Annotated in this window: 16 protein-coding genes; 7 read left to right on the top strand and 9 right to left on the bottom strand. The window is 70.8% G+C overall.

Features of this window, described 5'->3' with window-relative positions:
- Nucleotides 1-47: 47 nt before the first annotated feature.
- Genes ABTZ99_RS42890 through ABTZ99_RS42880 form a run of 3 tightly spaced genes read right to left on the bottom strand, consistent with a single transcriptional unit; the run spans nt 48 to nt 1,436 of the window.
- Complete coding sequence (locus tag ABTZ99_RS42890) at nt 48-791, bottom strand: hypothetical protein (RefSeq protein WP_498779184.1); 744 nt, start codon at nt 789-791, stop codon at nt 48-50.
- Nucleotides 788-1,108: a DUF2563 family protein gene (locus ABTZ99_RS42885; protein ID WP_498779182.1), complete on the bottom strand. Its 321-nt coding sequence runs from the start codon at nt 1,106-1,108 to the stop codon at nt 788-790. Before ABTZ99_RS42885 ends, ABTZ99_RS42890 begins: the two co-directional genes overlap by 4 nt.
- A 25-nt stretch (nt 1,109-1,133) precedes the next feature.
- A complete protein-coding gene (locus ABTZ99_RS42880; RefSeq protein WP_498779181.1) occupies nt 1,134-1,436 on the bottom strand; it encodes a YbaB/EbfC family nucleoid-associated protein in 303 nt (100 codons plus the stop codon).
- 92 nt (nt 1,437-1,528) lie between these two features.
- On the opposite strand from ABTZ99_RS42880, the gene ABTZ99_RS42875 reads away from it, so the two are divergent.
- A complete protein-coding gene (locus ABTZ99_RS42875) occupies nt 1,529-1,768 on the top strand; it encodes a hypothetical protein (protein WP_499618832.1) in 240 nt (79 codons plus the stop codon).
- A 108-nt stretch (nt 1,769-1,876) separates the two neighbouring features.
- On the opposite strand, the gene ABTZ99_RS42870 is transcribed toward ABTZ99_RS42875, so the two are convergent.
- Together ABTZ99_RS42870 and ABTZ99_RS42865 are read right to left on the bottom strand one after the other, a co-directional pair.
- Nucleotides 1,877-3,325: a catalase gene (locus ABTZ99_RS42870; RefSeq protein ID WP_498779175.1), complete on the bottom strand. Its 1,449-nt coding sequence runs from the start codon at nt 3,323-3,325 to the stop codon at nt 1,877-1,879.
- Entirely contained in the window at nt 3,322-3,756 is a 435-nt protein-coding gene (locus ABTZ99_RS42865; RefSeq protein ID WP_498779173.1) for a Fur family transcriptional regulator, read from the bottom strand. The genes ABTZ99_RS42870 and ABTZ99_RS42865 overlap by 4 nt, the downstream gene beginning before the upstream one ends.
- 85 nt (nt 3,757-3,841) lie before the next feature.
- On the opposite strand from ABTZ99_RS42865, the gene ABTZ99_RS42860 reads away from it, so the two are divergent.
- Nucleotides 3,842-5,011 (top strand): MFS transporter, encoded by a 1,170-nt coding sequence (locus ABTZ99_RS42860; protein WP_499618830.1) that lies wholly within the window; start codon nt 3,842-3,844, stop codon nt 5,009-5,011.
- Nucleotides 5,012-5,208: 197 nt separating this feature from the next.
- Nucleotides 5,209-6,783 carry a restriction endonuclease gene (locus ABTZ99_RS42855; protein ID WP_498779169.1) on the top strand — a complete coding sequence of 525 codons (1,575 nt, stop codon included), beginning with the start codon at nt 5,209-5,211 and terminating at the stop codon, nt 6,781-6,783.
- Here ABTZ99_RS42855 and ABTZ99_RS42850 read toward each other — a convergent pair whose 3' ends face one another.
- Genes ABTZ99_RS42850 through ABTZ99_RS42840 form a run of 3 tightly spaced genes read right to left on the bottom strand, consistent with a single transcriptional unit; the run spans nt 6,784 to nt 10,554 of the window.
- Complete coding sequence (locus ABTZ99_RS42850) at nt 6,784-8,217, bottom strand: gluconokinase (protein WP_499618829.1); 1,434 nt, start codon at nt 8,215-8,217, stop codon at nt 6,784-6,786.
- A 10-nt stretch (nt 8,218-8,227) separates the two neighbouring features.
- Nucleotides 8,228-9,292, bottom strand: a complete 1,065-nt coding sequence (locus tag ABTZ99_RS42845) for an aspartate-semialdehyde dehydrogenase (protein WP_498779167.1) — start codon at nt 9,290-9,292, stop codon at nt 8,228-8,230.
- Nucleotides 9,289-10,554 carry an aspartate kinase gene (locus ABTZ99_RS42840; RefSeq protein ID WP_498779166.1) on the bottom strand — a complete coding sequence of 422 codons (1,266 nt, stop codon included), beginning with the start codon at nt 10,552-10,554 and terminating at the stop codon, nt 9,289-9,291. Before ABTZ99_RS42840 ends, ABTZ99_RS42845 begins: the two co-directional genes overlap by 4 nt.
- 101 nt (nt 10,555-10,655) lie before the next feature.
- On the opposite strand from ABTZ99_RS42840, the gene ABTZ99_RS42835 reads away from it, so the two are divergent.
- From ABTZ99_RS42835 to ABTZ99_RS42825, 3 genes are all read left to right on the top strand, one after another.
- Nucleotides 10,656-11,855, top strand: a complete 1,200-nt coding sequence (locus ABTZ99_RS42835) for a glycosyltransferase family protein (RefSeq protein WP_499618827.1) — start codon at nt 10,656-10,658, stop codon at nt 11,853-11,855.
- A 37-nt stretch (nt 11,856-11,892) separates the two neighbouring features.
- Nucleotides 11,893-12,456 (top strand): nitroreductase family protein, encoded by a 564-nt coding sequence (locus tag ABTZ99_RS42830; RefSeq protein ID WP_499618835.1) that lies wholly within the window; start codon nt 11,893-11,895, stop codon nt 12,454-12,456.
- Nucleotides 12,457-12,593: 137 nt separating this feature from the next.
- Complete coding sequence (locus ABTZ99_RS42825; protein ID WP_499618825.1) at nt 12,594-13,352, top strand: hypothetical protein; 759 nt, start codon at nt 12,594-12,596, stop codon at nt 13,350-13,352.
- A 71-nt stretch (nt 13,353-13,423) separates the two neighbouring features.
- Here ABTZ99_RS42825 and ABTZ99_RS42820 read toward each other — a convergent pair whose 3' ends face one another.
- Nucleotides 13,424-13,723 carry a hypothetical protein gene (locus ABTZ99_RS42820; protein ID WP_230570061.1) on the bottom strand — a complete coding sequence of 100 codons (300 nt, stop codon included), beginning with the start codon at nt 13,721-13,723 and terminating at the stop codon, nt 13,424-13,426.
- Nucleotides 13,724-13,951: 228 nt separating this feature from the next.
- Here ABTZ99_RS42820 and leuA point away from each other — a divergent pair, with 228 nt between their 5' ends.
- A complete protein-coding gene (gene leuA, locus ABTZ99_RS42815; protein WP_498779162.1) occupies nt 13,952-15,742 on the top strand; it encodes a 2-isopropylmalate synthase in 1,791 nt (596 codons plus the stop codon).
- Nucleotides 15,743-15,793: the final 51 nt, after the last annotated feature.

Raw genomic sequence — 15,793 nt, 5'->3', positions numbered from 1 at the left:
GTGACGCGGGGCCGGTCGCCCGGGGCGGGGCGACCGGCCCGTTCGGCTCAGCCGCCGCTGCCCGCGGCGCCACCCGACCCGCCTGCTTCCGCCTGCCCGCCCTCCGGCGTGCCGGCCTCACCCCCGCTTTCCGGCGCGCCCACCTCGCCCTCGCCCTGCGGGACGCCGCCTTCACCGGCGCCGCCCGTCGTGCCGCCCGCCGACGCGCCGCTGCTCTCGGCGTCGTCCATCGTGGCGTTGAGCTCCGCGCGGAGCGTGGCGACCTGGTCCTGGACCGACTGGCACACCTTGATGACGTCGGCGACGGCGGTGTGCACGATCTCCTCCGCCTGCGCGCCCTCGCCGGTCGCGTCGTCGAGCCAGCTGCCGTCCAGCACCATCGAGACGGCGGGGTCGGCGTGGGCGGCGATCGCCAGGACCTGGTCGGCCGCGGTGCCGGCGAGCTGGTCCATCCGCGCGGAGATCCGGTCGACCTCCTTGATCAGCTCCTCGAGCCGCTTGCGCTCGTCGACCAGCGCGTCGAGCTCCTTGGCCATCTCCGCGCGGGCGGAGTCGGACGCGGACCCCTCCGAGCCCGCCTCGTGCTCGGCGATCGCGTCCTCCTGCTGCGCGATCGCCTTGTCGAGGTCGCCGGCGGCCGCGCGCAGCTGGTCGACGTAGGCCTGGACGGCCTGCGGGTCGTAGTCGATCTGCCGGATCGCGGCGATCGGGTCCGGTGAGCCGACCGTGCCGGCGGCCTGCGCGAGCCGCGTGCAGCCGTCCATCGCCTTCTGCAGTGCCGGGTGGGTCATCGCAGGCCCTCTCCGGAACGGGTGACGCCCTCGGCGTTGTCCGCGTCCGACCGGTCGTACTCGTCGGCGTCCCGGCGCACCTTGTCGGCGATCTCGGCGAGCCGGTCGCGGCGTCGCGCGATCGCGTCACGCCGGCGCCCGACGATCGCGTCCAGGTCCGCGGCGAGCCCGGCGCCCGGGCCGGAGACGCCGAACGCGCCGCCCGGCACGGTCGCGCCGCCCAACGAGCTCGCCACCGTGCCGGCGTGCTCGCCCGCGCGCCCGAACCCGTCGGCGGACCGGCGCAACCGGTCGCTGTCGACCTTGAAACCTGCCATGACCTCCCCCTTCGCTGTCTTGCCCCTACTGCGTGCCCAGGTAGTACGAACGCCGCTCCGCCACCAGCTCGCGCGCCTGGCGCTGCGCCTCGGTCGCGGCCTGGAGGACCGCGTTCGCCAGCACCTTCGGGTCGACCCGGCCGACCAGCGTCGCGTTGAGGGCGACCTCGACGACCTTGGCCGTGTGGTCCACCCCGATCTCGACCAGGCCGCTGTCGTCGCGGCCGAAGACGACCCGTTCGGCGAGGTCGCGCTTGAGCGCGAGCCGCGCCTGGTCGAGTCGTTCGGCGCGGGCCGCCAGCTCGTCCAGTGAAGGCTGATCCGTCATGCGCGCGACCCCCGATCGGCGGCACGGTGTCCCCGTTCGGACGAAGATCAACCGAGCCTGGTTCCGTTATTCACTACGGTAATCTGAAGATCGTGGGCTACTGGGTGCGGGTGAGGGTGGGTGACCCGCCGCCGCCTGCCCTTCCGATCACGGGCAGTGAGCCCCGTTGGGTCCGGGCCACGCGGCGCGCCGCCGTGGCCCCGCCGCCGCGTGCCGCAGCCGCCGGTGAGGCCGGGTCGGAGTCGGAGACGCGGAAGACGTGGCTGGTGGACTCGTTCGAGCTGGTCGTGCCGCGTTATCCGTGGCAGAAGGACCGGGAGACCGGCGCGTAGGTCCGGTCTGGAAAGCCCCTCGGGACAAGGGACAGGGCCGCCCGGACGAATCCGGACGGCCCTGCCGGGGTGTGCACTATCAGGGGTGCACAGTTCGGGGTGGCGCGGTCACTTGCCGAACGCGGCGGCGATCTTGTCGCCGGTCTCCTTGTCGATGTTGCGCCAGTACTCGAACACGCGCTCCAGCACGGGCTCGGACACGCCGTTCGAGGCGTGCGCGATCACGGTCTGCACCAGGCGCTCGCGCTGGCCCTCGTCCATCACCTCGCGGATCAGGGTGCCCGCCTGGCCGAAGTCGTCGTCCTCCGCGTGCAGCTTGTATGCCGAACGGGTGACCGCGTCCTCGACGCCGTAGGACGACGCCACCTCGCCGGCCGCCTCGACGGACGCGTGCGGGCCGCCGTAGGAGTTGGGCGCGTACACCGGGTCGACGGCGTTGTTGAAACGCATCGCGCCGTCCTTGGAGTACGAGTTCACCGGCGACTTCGGCCGGTTCACCGGCAGCTCGTTGTAGTTCGCGCCGATGCGGTAGCGGTGGGCGTCCGGGTAGGAGAAGATCCGGCCGATCAGCATCTTGTCCGGCGACGTGCCGATGCCGGGCACCAGGTTCGTCGGCTCGAACGCGGCCTGCTCGATCTCGGCGAAGTAGTCCGCCGGGTTGCGGTCCAGCACGAGCTTGCCCACCTTGATCAGCGGGTAGTCGGCGTGCGGCCACACCTTGGTCAGGTCGAACGGGTTGAAGCGGTAGGTCGCGGCGTCCTCGTAGGGCATCACCTGCACGTGCAGCGTCCACGACGGGAACTCGCCGCGCTCGATGGCGTGCCACAGGTCGGCGCGGTGCGCGTCGGCGTCCTCGCCGGCGATCTTCGCGGCCTGTTCCGACGTCAGGGTCTCGATGCCCTGGTCGGTCTTGAAGTGGTACTTCACCCAGAAGCGCTCGCCGGCGGCGTTCTCCCACAAGTAGGTGTGCGAGCCGTAGCCGTTCTGGTGGCGCCACGTCTTCGGGATGCCGCGGTCGCCCATCAGCCACGTCACCTGGTGCGCGGTCTGCGGCTGCAGCGTCCAGAAGTCCCACTGCATGTTGTGGTCGCGGCGGCCGGTGTCGGCGCGGCGCTTCTGCGAGCGGATGAAGTCCGGGAACTTGATCGGGTCGCGCAGGAAGAACACCGGCGTGTTGTTGCCGACGATGTCGTAGTTGCCCTGCGTCGTGTAGAACTTCAGCGCGAAACCGCGCGGGTCGCGCCAGGTGTCGGGCGAGCCCAGCTCACCGGCGACGGTCGAGAAGCGCAGCAGCGTCTCGGTCTTCACGCCGGGCTGGAACAGGGCCGCCTTGGTGAAGCGGCTGATGTCCTCGGTCGTCTCGAAGTAGCCGAACGCACCGCCACCCTTGGCGTGCACGACCCGCTCGGGCACCCGCTCCCGGTTGAACTGGGCGTTCTTCTCGATCAGGTAGTGGTCCTGCAGCAGGATCGGGCCGTTGGCGCCGAGGGTCAGCGAGTGGTCGTCGCTCGCGACCGGGATGCCTGCGTTGTTGGTGGTGTGACGCGCGTCGGTCACGCTGGTAGCTCCTTCTGAGGGGTTCGGCAGTCGGGGCACAGACCCCAGAAGAGGACCTCCGCCTCGTCCACGGCGAAGCCGACCGTGTCCGAGGGTTCCAGGCAGGGCGCGGCGCCGTGGACGCAGTCGACGTCCTCGGTCCGGCCGCAGTCCCGGCAGACGAGGTGGTGGTGGTTGTCGCCGGTCCGCGTCTCGTACCGCGCCGGGTGCCCGGCGGGTTCGATCCGGCGAAGCAACCCGGTCCGCGCGCACGCGTGCAGCACGTCGTAGACGGCCTGCGTCGACACGGACCCCAACCTGGCCCGCACGCCCTCGGCGACCGCGTCGGCCGTGGCGTGGGGGTGCTCGGCGAGCCATTCGAGCACCGCGATCCGGGGCGCGGTGATGCGCAGCCCGGCGTCCTTGAGCAGCTCGCGTGGTCCTGGGGTCATGGCTCCACCACTCCATCACGCTTTCTGGAACGAGTCAAGAAAACGAACGGTTAAACCTGTTGCCCGGGCGAGTGAAGATGAGCACGTGAACGTCTCTCACTACCTGGCCGTCCTCCGGACCCCGCGCGTGCCCGGCTTCATGCTGTTGATGCTGCTGGCGCGCGTGCCACCGACGGCGGCGGGCATGACGATCACCATGCACGTCCTCCTCGGCCTGGAACGGGGTTACGGCGCCGCGGGCCTGGTCGGGGCGGTCAGCACGGTCGGCATCGCGCTGGGCTCGCCGCTGATGGGCCACCTGGTCGACCGGCGTGGTCTGCGCGCGATGCTGGTCCTGTCGATGGTCACCGAAGGCGCGTTCTGGTTCGTCGCGCCGCTGCTGTCCTACGAGGTGCTGCTCGTCACGTGCTTCATCACCGGCATCACCGTGATGCCCGTCATGTCGCTCGGCCGGCAGATCCTGACCGCGCTCGTGCCGGAGGACCGCAGGCGCACCGCGCTGGCGATGGACTCGATGGCCGTCGAGCTGTCGTTCATGGCCGGGCCGGCGCTCGGGGTGGCGCTCACCACGCAGGCGTCGAGCCGGACGGCGATGTGGGCGATCGGCGCGTCCATGGTCCTGATCGGCGCGATCCTGTACGCGGTGAACCCGCCGGTGCGGCACGAGGGCGAGACCGGGGCGCGGGTGCCGCGGCGGGAGTGGCTGGACGGCCGGCTGCTCGGCGTGCTGATCAGCGCGGGCGGTGCGACGTTCGTGCTCTCGGGCGTCGAGGTGTCGGTGGTGGCGTCGATGCGCGGGCTCGGGCTGACCGGGTGGACCGGCGCGATGATCGTGGTGATGTGCGTGGCGTCGTTGGCGGGCGGTTTCCTCTACGGCGGGCTGACGCGCGTGCCGCCGTTGTGGGTGCTGATGGGCGGCATGGGGGTGCTGGCCGTGCCGATCGGCCTGTTCGGCTGGTCGCCGTGGTGGCTGGCGCTGGCGCTGGTGCCGACGAACTTCCTGTGCGCGCCGACGATCACCGCGACGGGTGAGCTGATCACGAAGTACGCGCCGGTGTCCGCGCGCGGTGTGGCGATGGGCCTGCAAAGCTCGGCGATCACGCTGGGCGTGGCGTTGGGGGCGCCGGTCACCGGTTTCGTGATCGACCACTCGTCCCCGGCGTGGGGCTTCGCCGTGGCGGGTGCGGGCGCGGTCGTCGTCGCGGCGGGCACGGTGGCGCTCGGCCGCCACACTGCTCTGGCCGGGGTTCGTTGACCGACTCACGTTTCGTCACCCAACCGATTCACGTGGGGACACTGGACCACTCGAACAGACCAATTCACACCGCCAGTCGAGGCACGATTCCTCGAAATGCGCGATCGCCAGTCCGCCATCGTCGATGATGGGTGTTGCTCTCGAACGAAGCCGCTCCGTGTTCGGGATCCCGGACCAGTGGATGTGGGGGTGCACTCGTGGCGGGCGCAGGACGCGGTCCACAGCGAACACAGAAGACCGCACAGCAGATCGCTCGTGAAGCAGAACGCGCGCGGGCCGCAGCGGAACGGCAACGAGCCGCTGCGGAAAGGGAACGCAAGAGACTGCACACCGAACGACGTGCTGGCGAAGCCGATGAGAAGACCATCAGACTGCAGAACGAGGTCGACGCTCTGAATGCGGTTCTGGTCGCCGGACTAGGGCGACCAGCGGCATTGGATTGGACCGCCCTCCGGACGAAGACCCAAGTCTCCCCACTCGATCTCGGTGGTCTGGCGGTGCCGGTCAAAGAGCCACGGTGGGAGGACTACGCTCCAAGCGATCCGGGGCGCTTGGCACGGGTGTTCGGTGGACAGAGTCGCCATGAGCGCAGGCTCGAGGAAGCGAAGACGCGTTTCCATGAGGACACCGAGGCTCGGCGAGCTGAAGAAGTCGCCCGTCAGCGCGCGGTAGTGGCCGCGCGAGCCGCACACGCCGACCGGGTTTCCCAGGCCGAGGCCGAGGCGGAGGAGCACAATCGACAACTCGCGCTCTTCCGTCGTGGTGTGGAAACACGGCAGCAGAGCTTCGTCGAACAGTACCTGTCGAAGGTGCTCGCAGCCGTTCCACTTCCGCGGGCGTTCCCCCACCGTTTCGAGATGACGTACAACCCGCGGGCCGAGCAGGCGGTAGTGCGGTTCGAGCTGCCACCACGTGACGTCATCCCCACGACCGCCTCCTACCGGTATCTGCCGACGAAGGACGAGGAACGCGCGGTCCCGAGAAAACCGAAGGAAGTCGGCGACCTCTACCGGAACGTGGTGAGCCAGGTGGCGCTGTTGTGCCTGCGCGACCTCTTCAACGCTGATCGTTCCCTGGCTTCGATCGGTTTCAACGGGCACGTGCACGCGGTCAACCCGGCGACCGGGGACCTCGAATATCCGTGCCTGGTCAGTCTTGAGGTCGCCCGCGAGGACTTCCCCAGCGACGACAACCTGCGACGCATCAATCCCGACGCCTGCGTCCGCCACCTACGGGCGATCGTGTCCAACCACCCGTACGAACTCGAACCAGTCGAACCGATCCTCGATTTCGACTTGAGCAAGTACTCCTTTGTCGATGGATTCGACGCGGTTTCCACCCTGGACGCCCGACCCGATCTCATGGACATGTCGTACACGAACTTCGAGCATTTAGTACGCCAGATCTTCGAGGCACAGGGAGCAGAAGGCTGGACCACGGAGCAGAGCAAGGATGATGGTGTCGACGCCGTCATCGCCCGCCGCACCCCGCTGTTCGGCGGACTGAGCATCGTGCAGGCCAAGCGGTACAGCCGGGTGGTCGGGGTGAATCACATCCGCGAGTTGGCCGGTGCGATGGAGGAGAAGAAGGCAGGGTGGGGAATCCTGGTCACCACCTCGTGGTTCGCGTCGGGGTGCAGGCAGAAGGCCAGGGAGCACGGCCGCATCGAACTCATCGATGGCCAAGAGCTGGTACATCTGATCAAACAACACCTCGGCAAGGATGTGCTGATCGGGATTCCCAATCGGCCGAAGTCGGCTCGATCCAAGTAGTCAGATGCCTTCGAGGTCGCGTAGGGCCTGGTAGAGGCGGTCGATGGTGGGGCGCGACCGGGCGTAGTGGCGGACCGCGTCGGGGTCGGGCGGGATCGTCTTCACCGGCTTGATCAGGTCGGCGGCGACGGTCAGGGACGGGATCTCGCCCAGTGCCCGCCAGGCGACCAGGGCCGCGCCGACGCCGGAGCCCTCGCTGTCGTCGGCCAGTTCCAGCTCCAGGCCCAGCGCGGACGCCAGGACGGTGGCCCACAGCTCACTGCGGAACGCGCCACCGGTCACCCGGACCGCGTGCACGTCCGCCACCGAGCGCACCGCGTCCAGCACCAGCGCCAACTGCTGCGCCACGCCCTCGACCAGCGCACGGGTGATCTCGGCCCGCCCGTGCTCGCGCCGCAGCCCGATCAACGCCGACGTGGCGTCCGCGTCCCACCACGGCGCGCGCTCCCCCAACAGGTACGGCAGCGCGATCACGCCGGCCGCGCCCACCGGCGCCCCGGACGCCTCCACCAGCAGGTCGCGCACGTCGACGCCGAACGCCTCGGCGGCCCACTGCGCCACCACGCCGCCGTTGCTCACCGCCCCGCCGAGCACCCACAGCCCTTCGGCGACGGCGTAGCAGAACACCCGCCCCTGCTCGTCCACGACGGGCTCGTCGCGCACCACCCGCAGCGCGCCGCTCGTGCCCAGCGACACCGCCGCCACCCCCGGCACGACCGCGCCGACGCCGAGGTTCGCCATCGGCCCGTCACCGCCGCCCAGCACGACCGGCAGGCCTGCGGGCAGGCCCGGCACGTCCAGCGCCAACGGCAGCGAGTCCACCGGGGCGTGCAGGTCGGGCAGCTGCCCGGGGTCCACGCCCGCGAAGGCCAGCGCGTCCGGGTGCCAGTCCAGCGACCGGAGGTCCATCAACCCGGTCGCGGACGCCGACGAGTGCTCGGTCGCCAGCACCCCGGTCAGCCGCAGCGCGACGAAGTCCTTGAGCCCGCACCACCGCGCGGCGGAGAAGCCCTGGTCGCGGAACCACGCGAGCTTCACCAGCGGCGACATGGTGTGGATCGGGGTGCCGGTCGCGCGGTGCAGCGCGATCCCCTCCGCCGTGCCGCGCAGCCGCGCCGTCTGCTCCAGCGCGCGGTTGTCCGCCCACGACAACGACGGCGTGACGGGCGTGCCCGAGGAGTCCAACCCGACCAGGGTGTGCATCGCGCCGGTCAACGACAGCGCCCGCACGGCGAGCCCTTGCGCGGCGACCTCGCGCAACGCCTCGAGCGCCGCGCCCCACACCTCGGCCGGGTCGTGGGTCGCCTCACCGGAGGGCGTGGTGCGCATCGGGTAGCCGTGCTCCGCCGATGCGACCACGCCCGCGTCCCGGTCCACCGCGATCACCTTGGTCGACGTCGTCCCGAGGTCGATCGCGAGCACTACGTCCGCCATGGGGGTGAACCTACAGGCGGGTCGCCAGCTCCTCGGCGATCTCGTAGGTGTTCAGCGCCGCGCCCTTGCGCAGGTTGTCCCCGCACACGAAGAAGTCCAGCGTGTTCGGGAAGTCCAACGCCTGCCGCACGCGGCCCACGTAGGTCGGGTCGCCGCCGACCACGTCCGCCGGCGTCGGGAACTCCTTGGCCGCCGGGTCGTCCACCAGCACGATCGACGGCTGCGCGTCGAAGATCTTGTGCGCCTGCTCGACGGTCACCTCACGGGCGAACGTCGCGTGCACCGCCAGCGAGTGCGTGGTCACCACGGGCACGCGCACGCAGGTCGCGGACACCTTCAGGTCCGGGATGCCCAGGATCTTGCGGGACTCGTTGCGGACCTTCAGCTCCTCGCTGGTCCACCCCTCGTCCTTGAGGGAACCCGCCCACGGCACCACGTTCAACGCCAGCGGCGCGGGGAACGGCGAGTCCGACACCGGCAGGCCGGCGGCCTCCAACGTCTCGCGCACGTCGCCCGCGCGCACGCCGACCTCCTTGCCCGCCAACGCCGAGATCTCCGCGTACAGCCGGTCGATCGCCGCCTGCCCGCCGCCCGACGCGGCCTGGTAGGACGCCACGACCAGCTCGCGCAGCTCGAACTCCCGGTGCAGGGCGCCCAGCGCGGCCATCATCGACAACGTCGTGCAGTTCGGGTTCGCGATGATCCCCTTGGGGCGCTCGCCGATCTTGTCGGCGTTCACCTCGGGCACCACCAGCGGCACCTCGGGGTCCATCCGGAACGCGCCCGAGTTGTCCACCGCGACCGCGCCCCTGGCCGCGGCGACCGGCGCCCACTCGGCCGACACCTCGTCCGGCACGTCGAACATCGCGACGTCCACGCCGTCGAACGCCTCCGGCGACAGCGCGACGACGGTCAGCTCCTCGCCGCGCACGGTGATCTTCTTGCCCGCCGAGCGCGCGGACGCGATCAGCCGGACCTCACCCCACGGCACGGACTCCCGGCCGTTCATGATGTCGATCATGACGGTGCCGACGGCACCGGTGGCCCCCACAAGAGCCAGGACAGGTCCGCTCATCGCCCACTCCCCGCGTACACCACAGCTTCTTCGTCGCCGCCGAGGTCGAACGCGTCGTGCAGGGCCCGCACGGCGTCGTCGAGCTGCGTGTCGCGGCAGATGACCGAGATCCGGATCTCCGAGGTGGAGATGATCTCGATGTTGACGCCCGCCGACGCGAGCGCCTCGCAGAACTGGGCGGTCACGCCGGGGTGCGAGCGCATGCCCGCGCCGACCAGCGACACCTTGCCCACGTGCTCGTCGTAGAGCACCTGGTCGAAGCCGATCTCCGCGCGCGACTTCTCCAACGCGGCGACCGCGCGCGGCCCGTCGTCCTTCGGCAGCGTGAACGTCACGTCGGTGCGGCCGGACACGGCCTGCGAGACGTTCTGCACGACCATGTCGATGTCCAGCTCCGCCTCGGCCACGACGCGGAAGATCCGCGCCGCCATGCCGGGCAGGTCGGGCACCGCGGTCACGGTCACCTTGGCCTCGGACCGGTCGTGCGCGACGCCGGTGATCATCGCCTGTTCCACGGGAAGGTCCTCCACTGACCCGGACACGATGGTCCCGGGCTTGTTGCTGAACGAAGATCGGACGTGCACCGGGACGCCGTAGCGGCGGGCGTACTCGACGCAGCGCAGCATGAGCACCTTGGCCCCGCTCGCCGCCATCTCGAGCATCTCCTCGTAGGAGATGGTCTCCAGCCGCTTGGCGTTCGGCACGATGCGCGGGTCGGCGGTGAACACGCCGTCGACATCGGTGTAGATCTCGCAGACGTCGGCCTTCAGCGCCGCCGCCAGCGCCACCGCGGTGGTGTCGGTGCCGCCGCGGCCGAGCGTGGTGATCTCCTTGCTGTCCTGGCTCACGCCCTGGAAGCCCGCCACGATCGCGATGGCGCCTTCCGCGAGCGCGTCCTGGATGCGGCTCGGCGTCACGTCGATGATGCGCGCCTTGCCGTGCACGGACGTGGTGATCACGCCGGCCTGCGAGCCGGTGTAGGAACGCGCCTCGGCGCCCAGCGAGCTGATCGCCATCGCCAGCAGCGACATGGAGATGCGCTCACCGGACGTGAGCAGCATGTCCATCTCGCGGGCGGGCGGCACCGGGGACACCTGGCGCGCGAGGTCGAGCAGCTCGTCGGTCGTGTCGCCCATCGCGGAGACGGCGACGACGACCTCGTTGCCCGCTTTGCGGGTCGCGACGATGCGCTCGGCCACCCGTTTGATCCGCTCGGCGCTCCCGACCGAGGAACCGCCGTACTTCTGGACGACGAGCGCCACAGACCCACTCCTCCCAGGTGCTTCAAGCCCAGCTCATCGGGGAGACTACCTGGCCCAAGGAGTGGACAGCGGTCGCCGTGACGGCCACTACTCTCGACCCCGTGTCGACCCTGGAGGCCGTTCGCGTGGAGCCGGAGGACGCGCCGAGCGCGCGTGAGCGGTTGGCGCGCGTGGCCAGACACCGGGTCACCGCGGCCCTCGCGCCCGCCCTGCTCTACCTGGCCGTCCGCGAGCTCGGCCTGCTCGCGCTGCAGCTCATGGCGGCGCGGTGGGACAAGGACGTCACGCGGGCGCTCACCTCGTGGGACGGGCAGTGGTTCCTGGGCATCGCCGAGGGCGGCTACGCGAACGTGCCGACGTGGCTGGTGGACGCGTTCGGGCGGCGGACGGCGGAGACGCCGCTGGCGTTCTTCCCCGGCTACCCGACGCTCGTGCGCTGGGTGGACGGGCTGCCCGGCGTGCCGACGGTCGGCGCCGCGTTCGCGGTGAGCCTGGTCAGCGGCGTGCTGTGCGCCTACGGGCTGGCCCGGCTCGGTTCCCGGGTGTCCGGCGGGTCGCAGCGCGCCGGGCTGGTGCTGGTGGTGCTGTTCGCGGCGTCGCCGATGGCCGTGGCGCTGTCGATGACGTACTCGGAGGCAACGTTCTGCGCCCTCGCCGTCTGGTCGCTGGTCGGCGTCGTGGAACGGCGCTGGGTGCTGGCCGGGGTGTGCTGCGCGGCGGCGGGGCTGGTGCGGCCGACGGCGGCGGCGCTGGTCCTGGCGGTGTGCGCGGCGGCGCTGGTGGCGGCGTGGCGGCGGCGGGACGACTGGCGGCCGTGGGTGGGCGCGCTGGTCGCGCCGCTGGGCCTGGTCGGCTACCTCGGGTACGTCGCGGCGCGCACCGGGCGGTGGGACGGCTGGTTCGCCGTGCAGCAGATCGGGTGGGACTCGCGGTTCGACGGCGGCGCGGCCACCTGGAAGTTCGCGCTGCTCATCCTGGGCGAGCCCCGGTCGGTGCTGGAGCTGGCCACGGTGTGGCTGCTGGTGGTGGCGCTGGCGCTGGTGGTGCTCAGCCTGCGGCGCGGGCTGGAGTGGCCGCTGATCGTCTACGGCGCCGGCGTGCTCGCGATGGACCTCGGGTCGAACGGGCTGATGAACTCGAAGGCGCGGCTGCTGCTGCCCGCGTTCACGCTCCTGCTGCCGATCGCGCTGGCGCTGGCGCGGCGGCGCACCGGCACTGTGGTGGCGGTGCTGGTGGGCGTGTCGGTGTTCAGCGCGTGGTTCGGCGCCTACGCCATCACGGCTTGGCCGTACGCGATCTGATCGACAGTATGGGTCGGTGGACGGCAACGACCTGATCATGCGGCGCTGGAGCCCGCGCGCGTTCGACGGGGCGGCCGAGGTGTCGCCGGACACCGTGCGCGCGCTGGTCGAGGCGGCCCGGTGGGCGGCCTCGCACGGCAACACCCAGCCCGCCCGGTTCCTCGTCGGCTACCGCGGCGACGACACGTTCGGGCGAATCTTCGCGGCGCTGCGGCCGGGCAACCAGGCGTGGGCGGGGCGGGCGTCGGTGCTGCTCGTGGGCGCGGTGGCCGAGTCGGACGAGCGCGGGCCGATGCCGAACACCGAGTTCGGGCTGGGGCTCGCGGTGCAGAACCTGGTGCTGCGGGCCGTCGAGCTGGGCCTGGTCACGCACCAGATGGGCGGGTTCTCGCCGGACGCGGTGCGCGAGGCGTTCGGGCTGCCCGAGCACGTGCGGCCGGTCGTCGTGATCGCGGTCGGACTGCTCGGCGACGACGAGGACCTGCCCGAGGACCTGCGGGCCAGGGAACGGCGGCCACGGGTGCGCAAACCGCTGAGCGAGACCGTTTTCGCAGGCAGGTGGGGTCAACCGGCATTCTCAGACGAGCCTCGGCACGAGTGAGCGCACGACCGGTCAGAAGATCGTCGCCATGCGCGGCGCAAAGCCACCGCGCCCGCCGCGCATGCCTCGATCGAGTTCACCCGTCCAAACCGCTGTAGTGCGGCTACTCCGACGTGCCGGAAGGCTAGTTTGCGGTCGTGTCGGTCGAAGCCGTGATCGCCCTCGTGACATTGGCCGTCGGTGTGCCCCAGGGGGTCGTCGCGATCCGCCAACTCAAGTCCGACGCGGCGCAGCGGGCTGGGAAGCCGTCCCGGCGAGGGGTGGCGCTGGCCCTGTCGTCGGCGGCGTTCCTCACGGTGGGAGTGCTCTTCGGGCTCGTGCTGGCAGACGGTCCGGACGCGCCGGAGGGGAGCGCCGCGGCACTGGGCACGACGACCGCCTCGACGTCGCCTTCACCCTCTTCCACGACGACGTCCGCACCCGGCTCCTCGACCGCCGCCCTCACGACGACGACCTCCGCCGAGCCGGCACCGGAAGTGACCGACCTGCCGATGAGCGTCCCGCCGCCGGGCTGCGGCGCGTCGGCCGGCGTAGACGTGCACCTGGACTCGCCTGAGAGGTCGGTGCCGGGCGAGAAGGAGAGCAAGGAAGCCGACCTGGAGTACGACGATTGTGACGGCAACGTCTACCCGGGCTCCAACGGCTCGGCCGGGCTGTTCGCGGACGGGCCGAAGCCGACCCGCGAGCAGTGCCGCGGCGCGGCGTTGCGCAACCCGATCGGCGACTACCGGTCGATCCACGGCATGCCGGTCGACACGGTGCTGTGCGTGGTGACCGACGAGGGCAACGTGGTGGCCGCGGTGATCACCGCTCTGGGCGCTCCGTGGGGTGACGGCCCTCTCGACGGCCCGCGGCAACCGACGATCGGCTTCGCCGTGACGCGCTGGTCGTCGTGAACGCGTGACTTCGGAAGAACCCCCGGCCCCACCGCAGGGGGGAGGACGGCGGGGACCGGGGAGAGTGGGCGCTAGCGCGCGACGACGCGGGCCAGCAGACCTGCGACGACCAGCCAGAACACCGCGGCGAGACCGTAGTTCAGGATCACGTCGAGGTTGGCGTTGCCCGTCTGGAACAGCCCTGGGAAGAACAGCGCCAGCGGCTCGGCGAGCTGCTGGATGAAGCGGAAGAACGCGTTGGCGGTGTTCACCCCGATCAGGAGCATCAGGATGTACAGCACCTCGATGCCGGCGAACACGGCACCGACACCGCGGATCACTCGGGCAGCGGTGTAGTTGCCGCTGCGCGTTGAGGTTCGCCATCTGGACATGTCAAGAAGGTGCCCGCCCCACGATCGAGTGAAACTCGACCGAGTGAAGTTCCACCATCTGGGCGCTCGGTTCCACCTCGGCGCGGAATCCGGTTAACCTGTCCGTCATGGCACGCGCCCTCCTGCTTCGCCGCCGTGACGGGGTCTGATCAAGACCGGCCCCCCGTCGCGGGACGAGCGTTGCCCGCCGGTCGTCTTCCCACCGGCAGCAGCAGGAGCACCCCGAACATGAGCGCCACTCCCGACGCGTACACCTCCGGCACCAGCCGCATCCGACCGCCGGCCCGCCCCGTGGCCGACCAGCCGGTCTGGAACCCGCAGCGCGGCACGTCCATGCCCGTGCACCGCTACCGGCCGTTCCACGAGCAGGTGGAGACGGTCGACGTACCCGACCGCACCTGGCCGACCAAGCGGATCACCAAGGCGCCGCTGTGGTGCGCGGTCGACCTGCGCGACGGCAACCAGGCCCTGATCGACCCCATGTCGCCCGCCCGCAAGCGCAAGATGTTCGACCTGCTCGTGCGGATGGGCTACAAGGAGATCGAGGTCGGCTTCCCGGCCGCCTCGCAGACCGACTTCGACTTCGTCCGCGAGATCATCGAGGACGGCGCGATCCCGCCCGACGTCACCATCCAGGTGCTGACCCAGTGCCGCCCCGAGCTGATCAGCCGCACGTTCGAGTCGCTGCGCGGCGCGGGCAAGGCGATCGTGCACTTCTACAACTCGACGTCCATCCTGCAGCGCCGGGTCGTGTTCAAGTCCGACCGCGAGGGCATCAAGAAGATCGCCACGGACGCCGCCGCGTTCGCGCTGGAGCAGGAGAAGGACTACCCGGAGACCGAGTTCCGCTACGAGTACTCGCCCGAGTCCTACACCGGCACCGAGCTGTCGTACGCGCTGGAGGTCTGCGACGCCGTCTCGGCGATCATCCAGCCGACGCCCGACAAGCCGCTGATCATCAACCTGCCGGCGACGGTGGAGATGGCCACGCCGAACGTCTACGCCGACTCGATCGAGTGGATGTCGCGCAACCTGGCCCGCCGTGAGTCGATCATCCTGTCGCTGCACCCGCACAACGACCGCGGCACCGGCGTGGCCGCCGCCGAGCTGGGCTACCTGGCGGGCGCCGACCGGATCGAGGGCTGCCTGTTCGGCAACGGCGAGCGCACCGGCAACGTGTGCCTGGTGACGCTGGGCATGAACATGTTCAGCCAGGGCGTCGACCCGCAGATCGACTTCTCCGACATCGACGAGATCCGGCGCACGGTCGAGTACTGCAACCAGCTGCCCGTGCCCGAACGGCACCCGTACGGCGGCGACCTGGTGTTCACCGCGTTCTCCGGCTCGCACCAGGACGCGATCAAGAAGGGCTTCGAGGCCCTGGAGGACGCCGCCAAGGCCGCCGGGCAGCACGTGGACGAGTTCCCGTGGGAGGTCCCGTACCTGCCGATCGACCCGAAGGACGTCGGCCGCAACTACGAGGCCGTGATCCGGGTGAACTCGCAGTCCGGCAAGGGCGGCGTGGCGTACCTGATGAAGACCGAGCACCACCTGGACCTGCCGCGGCGGCTGCAGGTGGAGTTCTCCAAGGTCATCCAGGAGGTCACCGACACCCAGGGCGGCGAGATCGGCCCCAAGGACATGTGGGACGCGTTCTCCGAGGAGTACCTGGACGCCGCCGCGCCGCTGAAGCTGCTGCGCCAGAAGGTGTCCGGCGACGGCAGCGGCCACGAGACGATCAAGGCCGTGGTCGTCGTGGACGGCGAGGCGCAGGAGATCACCGGCGGCGGCAACGGCCCGATCGCCGCGTTCGTGGACGCCCTGGCCACCGTGGGCTACGACGTGCGGGTGCTGGACTACTTCGAGCACGCCATGTCGTCGGGTGACGACGCGCGTGCGGCGGCGTACCTGGAGTGCGCCGTGTCCGACCGCGTGCTGTGGGGCGTCGGCATCGACAGCTCCACGGTCGCCGCGTCGCTGCGCGCCCTGGTCTCCGCGATCAACCGCGCCCACCGCTGAGGCCGGTGCCCGCCTCGCCGGTGCCCGGGCACCGGCGAGGCGGTCGGCGCA

The sequence above is a fragment of the Actinosynnema sp. NPDC002837 genome, assembly GCF_040295345.1.
In the GTDB taxonomy this organism is placed as follows: Bacteria; Actinomycetota; Actinomycetes; order Mycobacteriales; family Pseudonocardiaceae; genus Actinosynnema.
The sequence above is the reverse complement of the archived record's forward strand: the minus strand, read 5'-3'. Positions and strand labels throughout refer to the sequence as shown.

What these genes read in the sequence shown, in the direction of transcription:
- leuA (WP_498779162.1), top strand. Translation starts at nt 13,952, where the DNA reads ATGAGCGCCACTCCCGACGCGTACACCTCCGGCACCAGCCGCATCCGA.
- ABTZ99_RS42865 (WP_498779173.1), bottom strand. Translation starts at nt 3,756, where the DNA reads ATGACCCCAGGACCACGCGAGCTGCTCAAGGACGCCGGGCTGCGCATC.
- ABTZ99_RS42820 (WP_230570061.1), bottom strand. Translation starts at nt 13,723, where the DNA reads ATGTCCAGATGGCGAACCTCAACGCGCAGCGGCAACTACACCGCTGCC.
- ABTZ99_RS42885 (WP_498779182.1), bottom strand. Translation starts at nt 1,108, where the DNA reads ATGGCAGGTTTCAAGGTCGACAGCGACCGGTTGCGCCGGTCCGCCGAC.
- ABTZ99_RS42890 (WP_498779184.1), bottom strand. Translation starts at nt 791, where the DNA reads ATGACCCACCCGGCACTGCAGAAGGCGATGGACGGCTGCACGCGGCTC.
- ABTZ99_RS42845 (WP_498779167.1), bottom strand. Translation starts at nt 9,292, where the DNA reads ATGAGCGGACCTGTCCTGGCTCTTGTGGGGGCCACCGGTGCCGTCGGC.
- ABTZ99_RS42880 (WP_498779181.1), bottom strand. Translation starts at nt 1,436, where the DNA reads ATGACGGATCAGCCTTCACTGGACGAGCTGGCGGCCCGCGCCGAACGA.
- ABTZ99_RS42850 (WP_499618829.1), bottom strand. Translation starts at nt 8,217, where the DNA reads ATGGCGGACGTAGTGCTCGCGATCGACCTCGGGACGACGTCGACCAAG.
- ABTZ99_RS42830 (WP_499618835.1), top strand. Translation starts at nt 11,893, where the DNA reads ATGCGGCGCTGGAGCCCGCGCGCGTTCGACGGGGCGGCCGAGGTGTCG.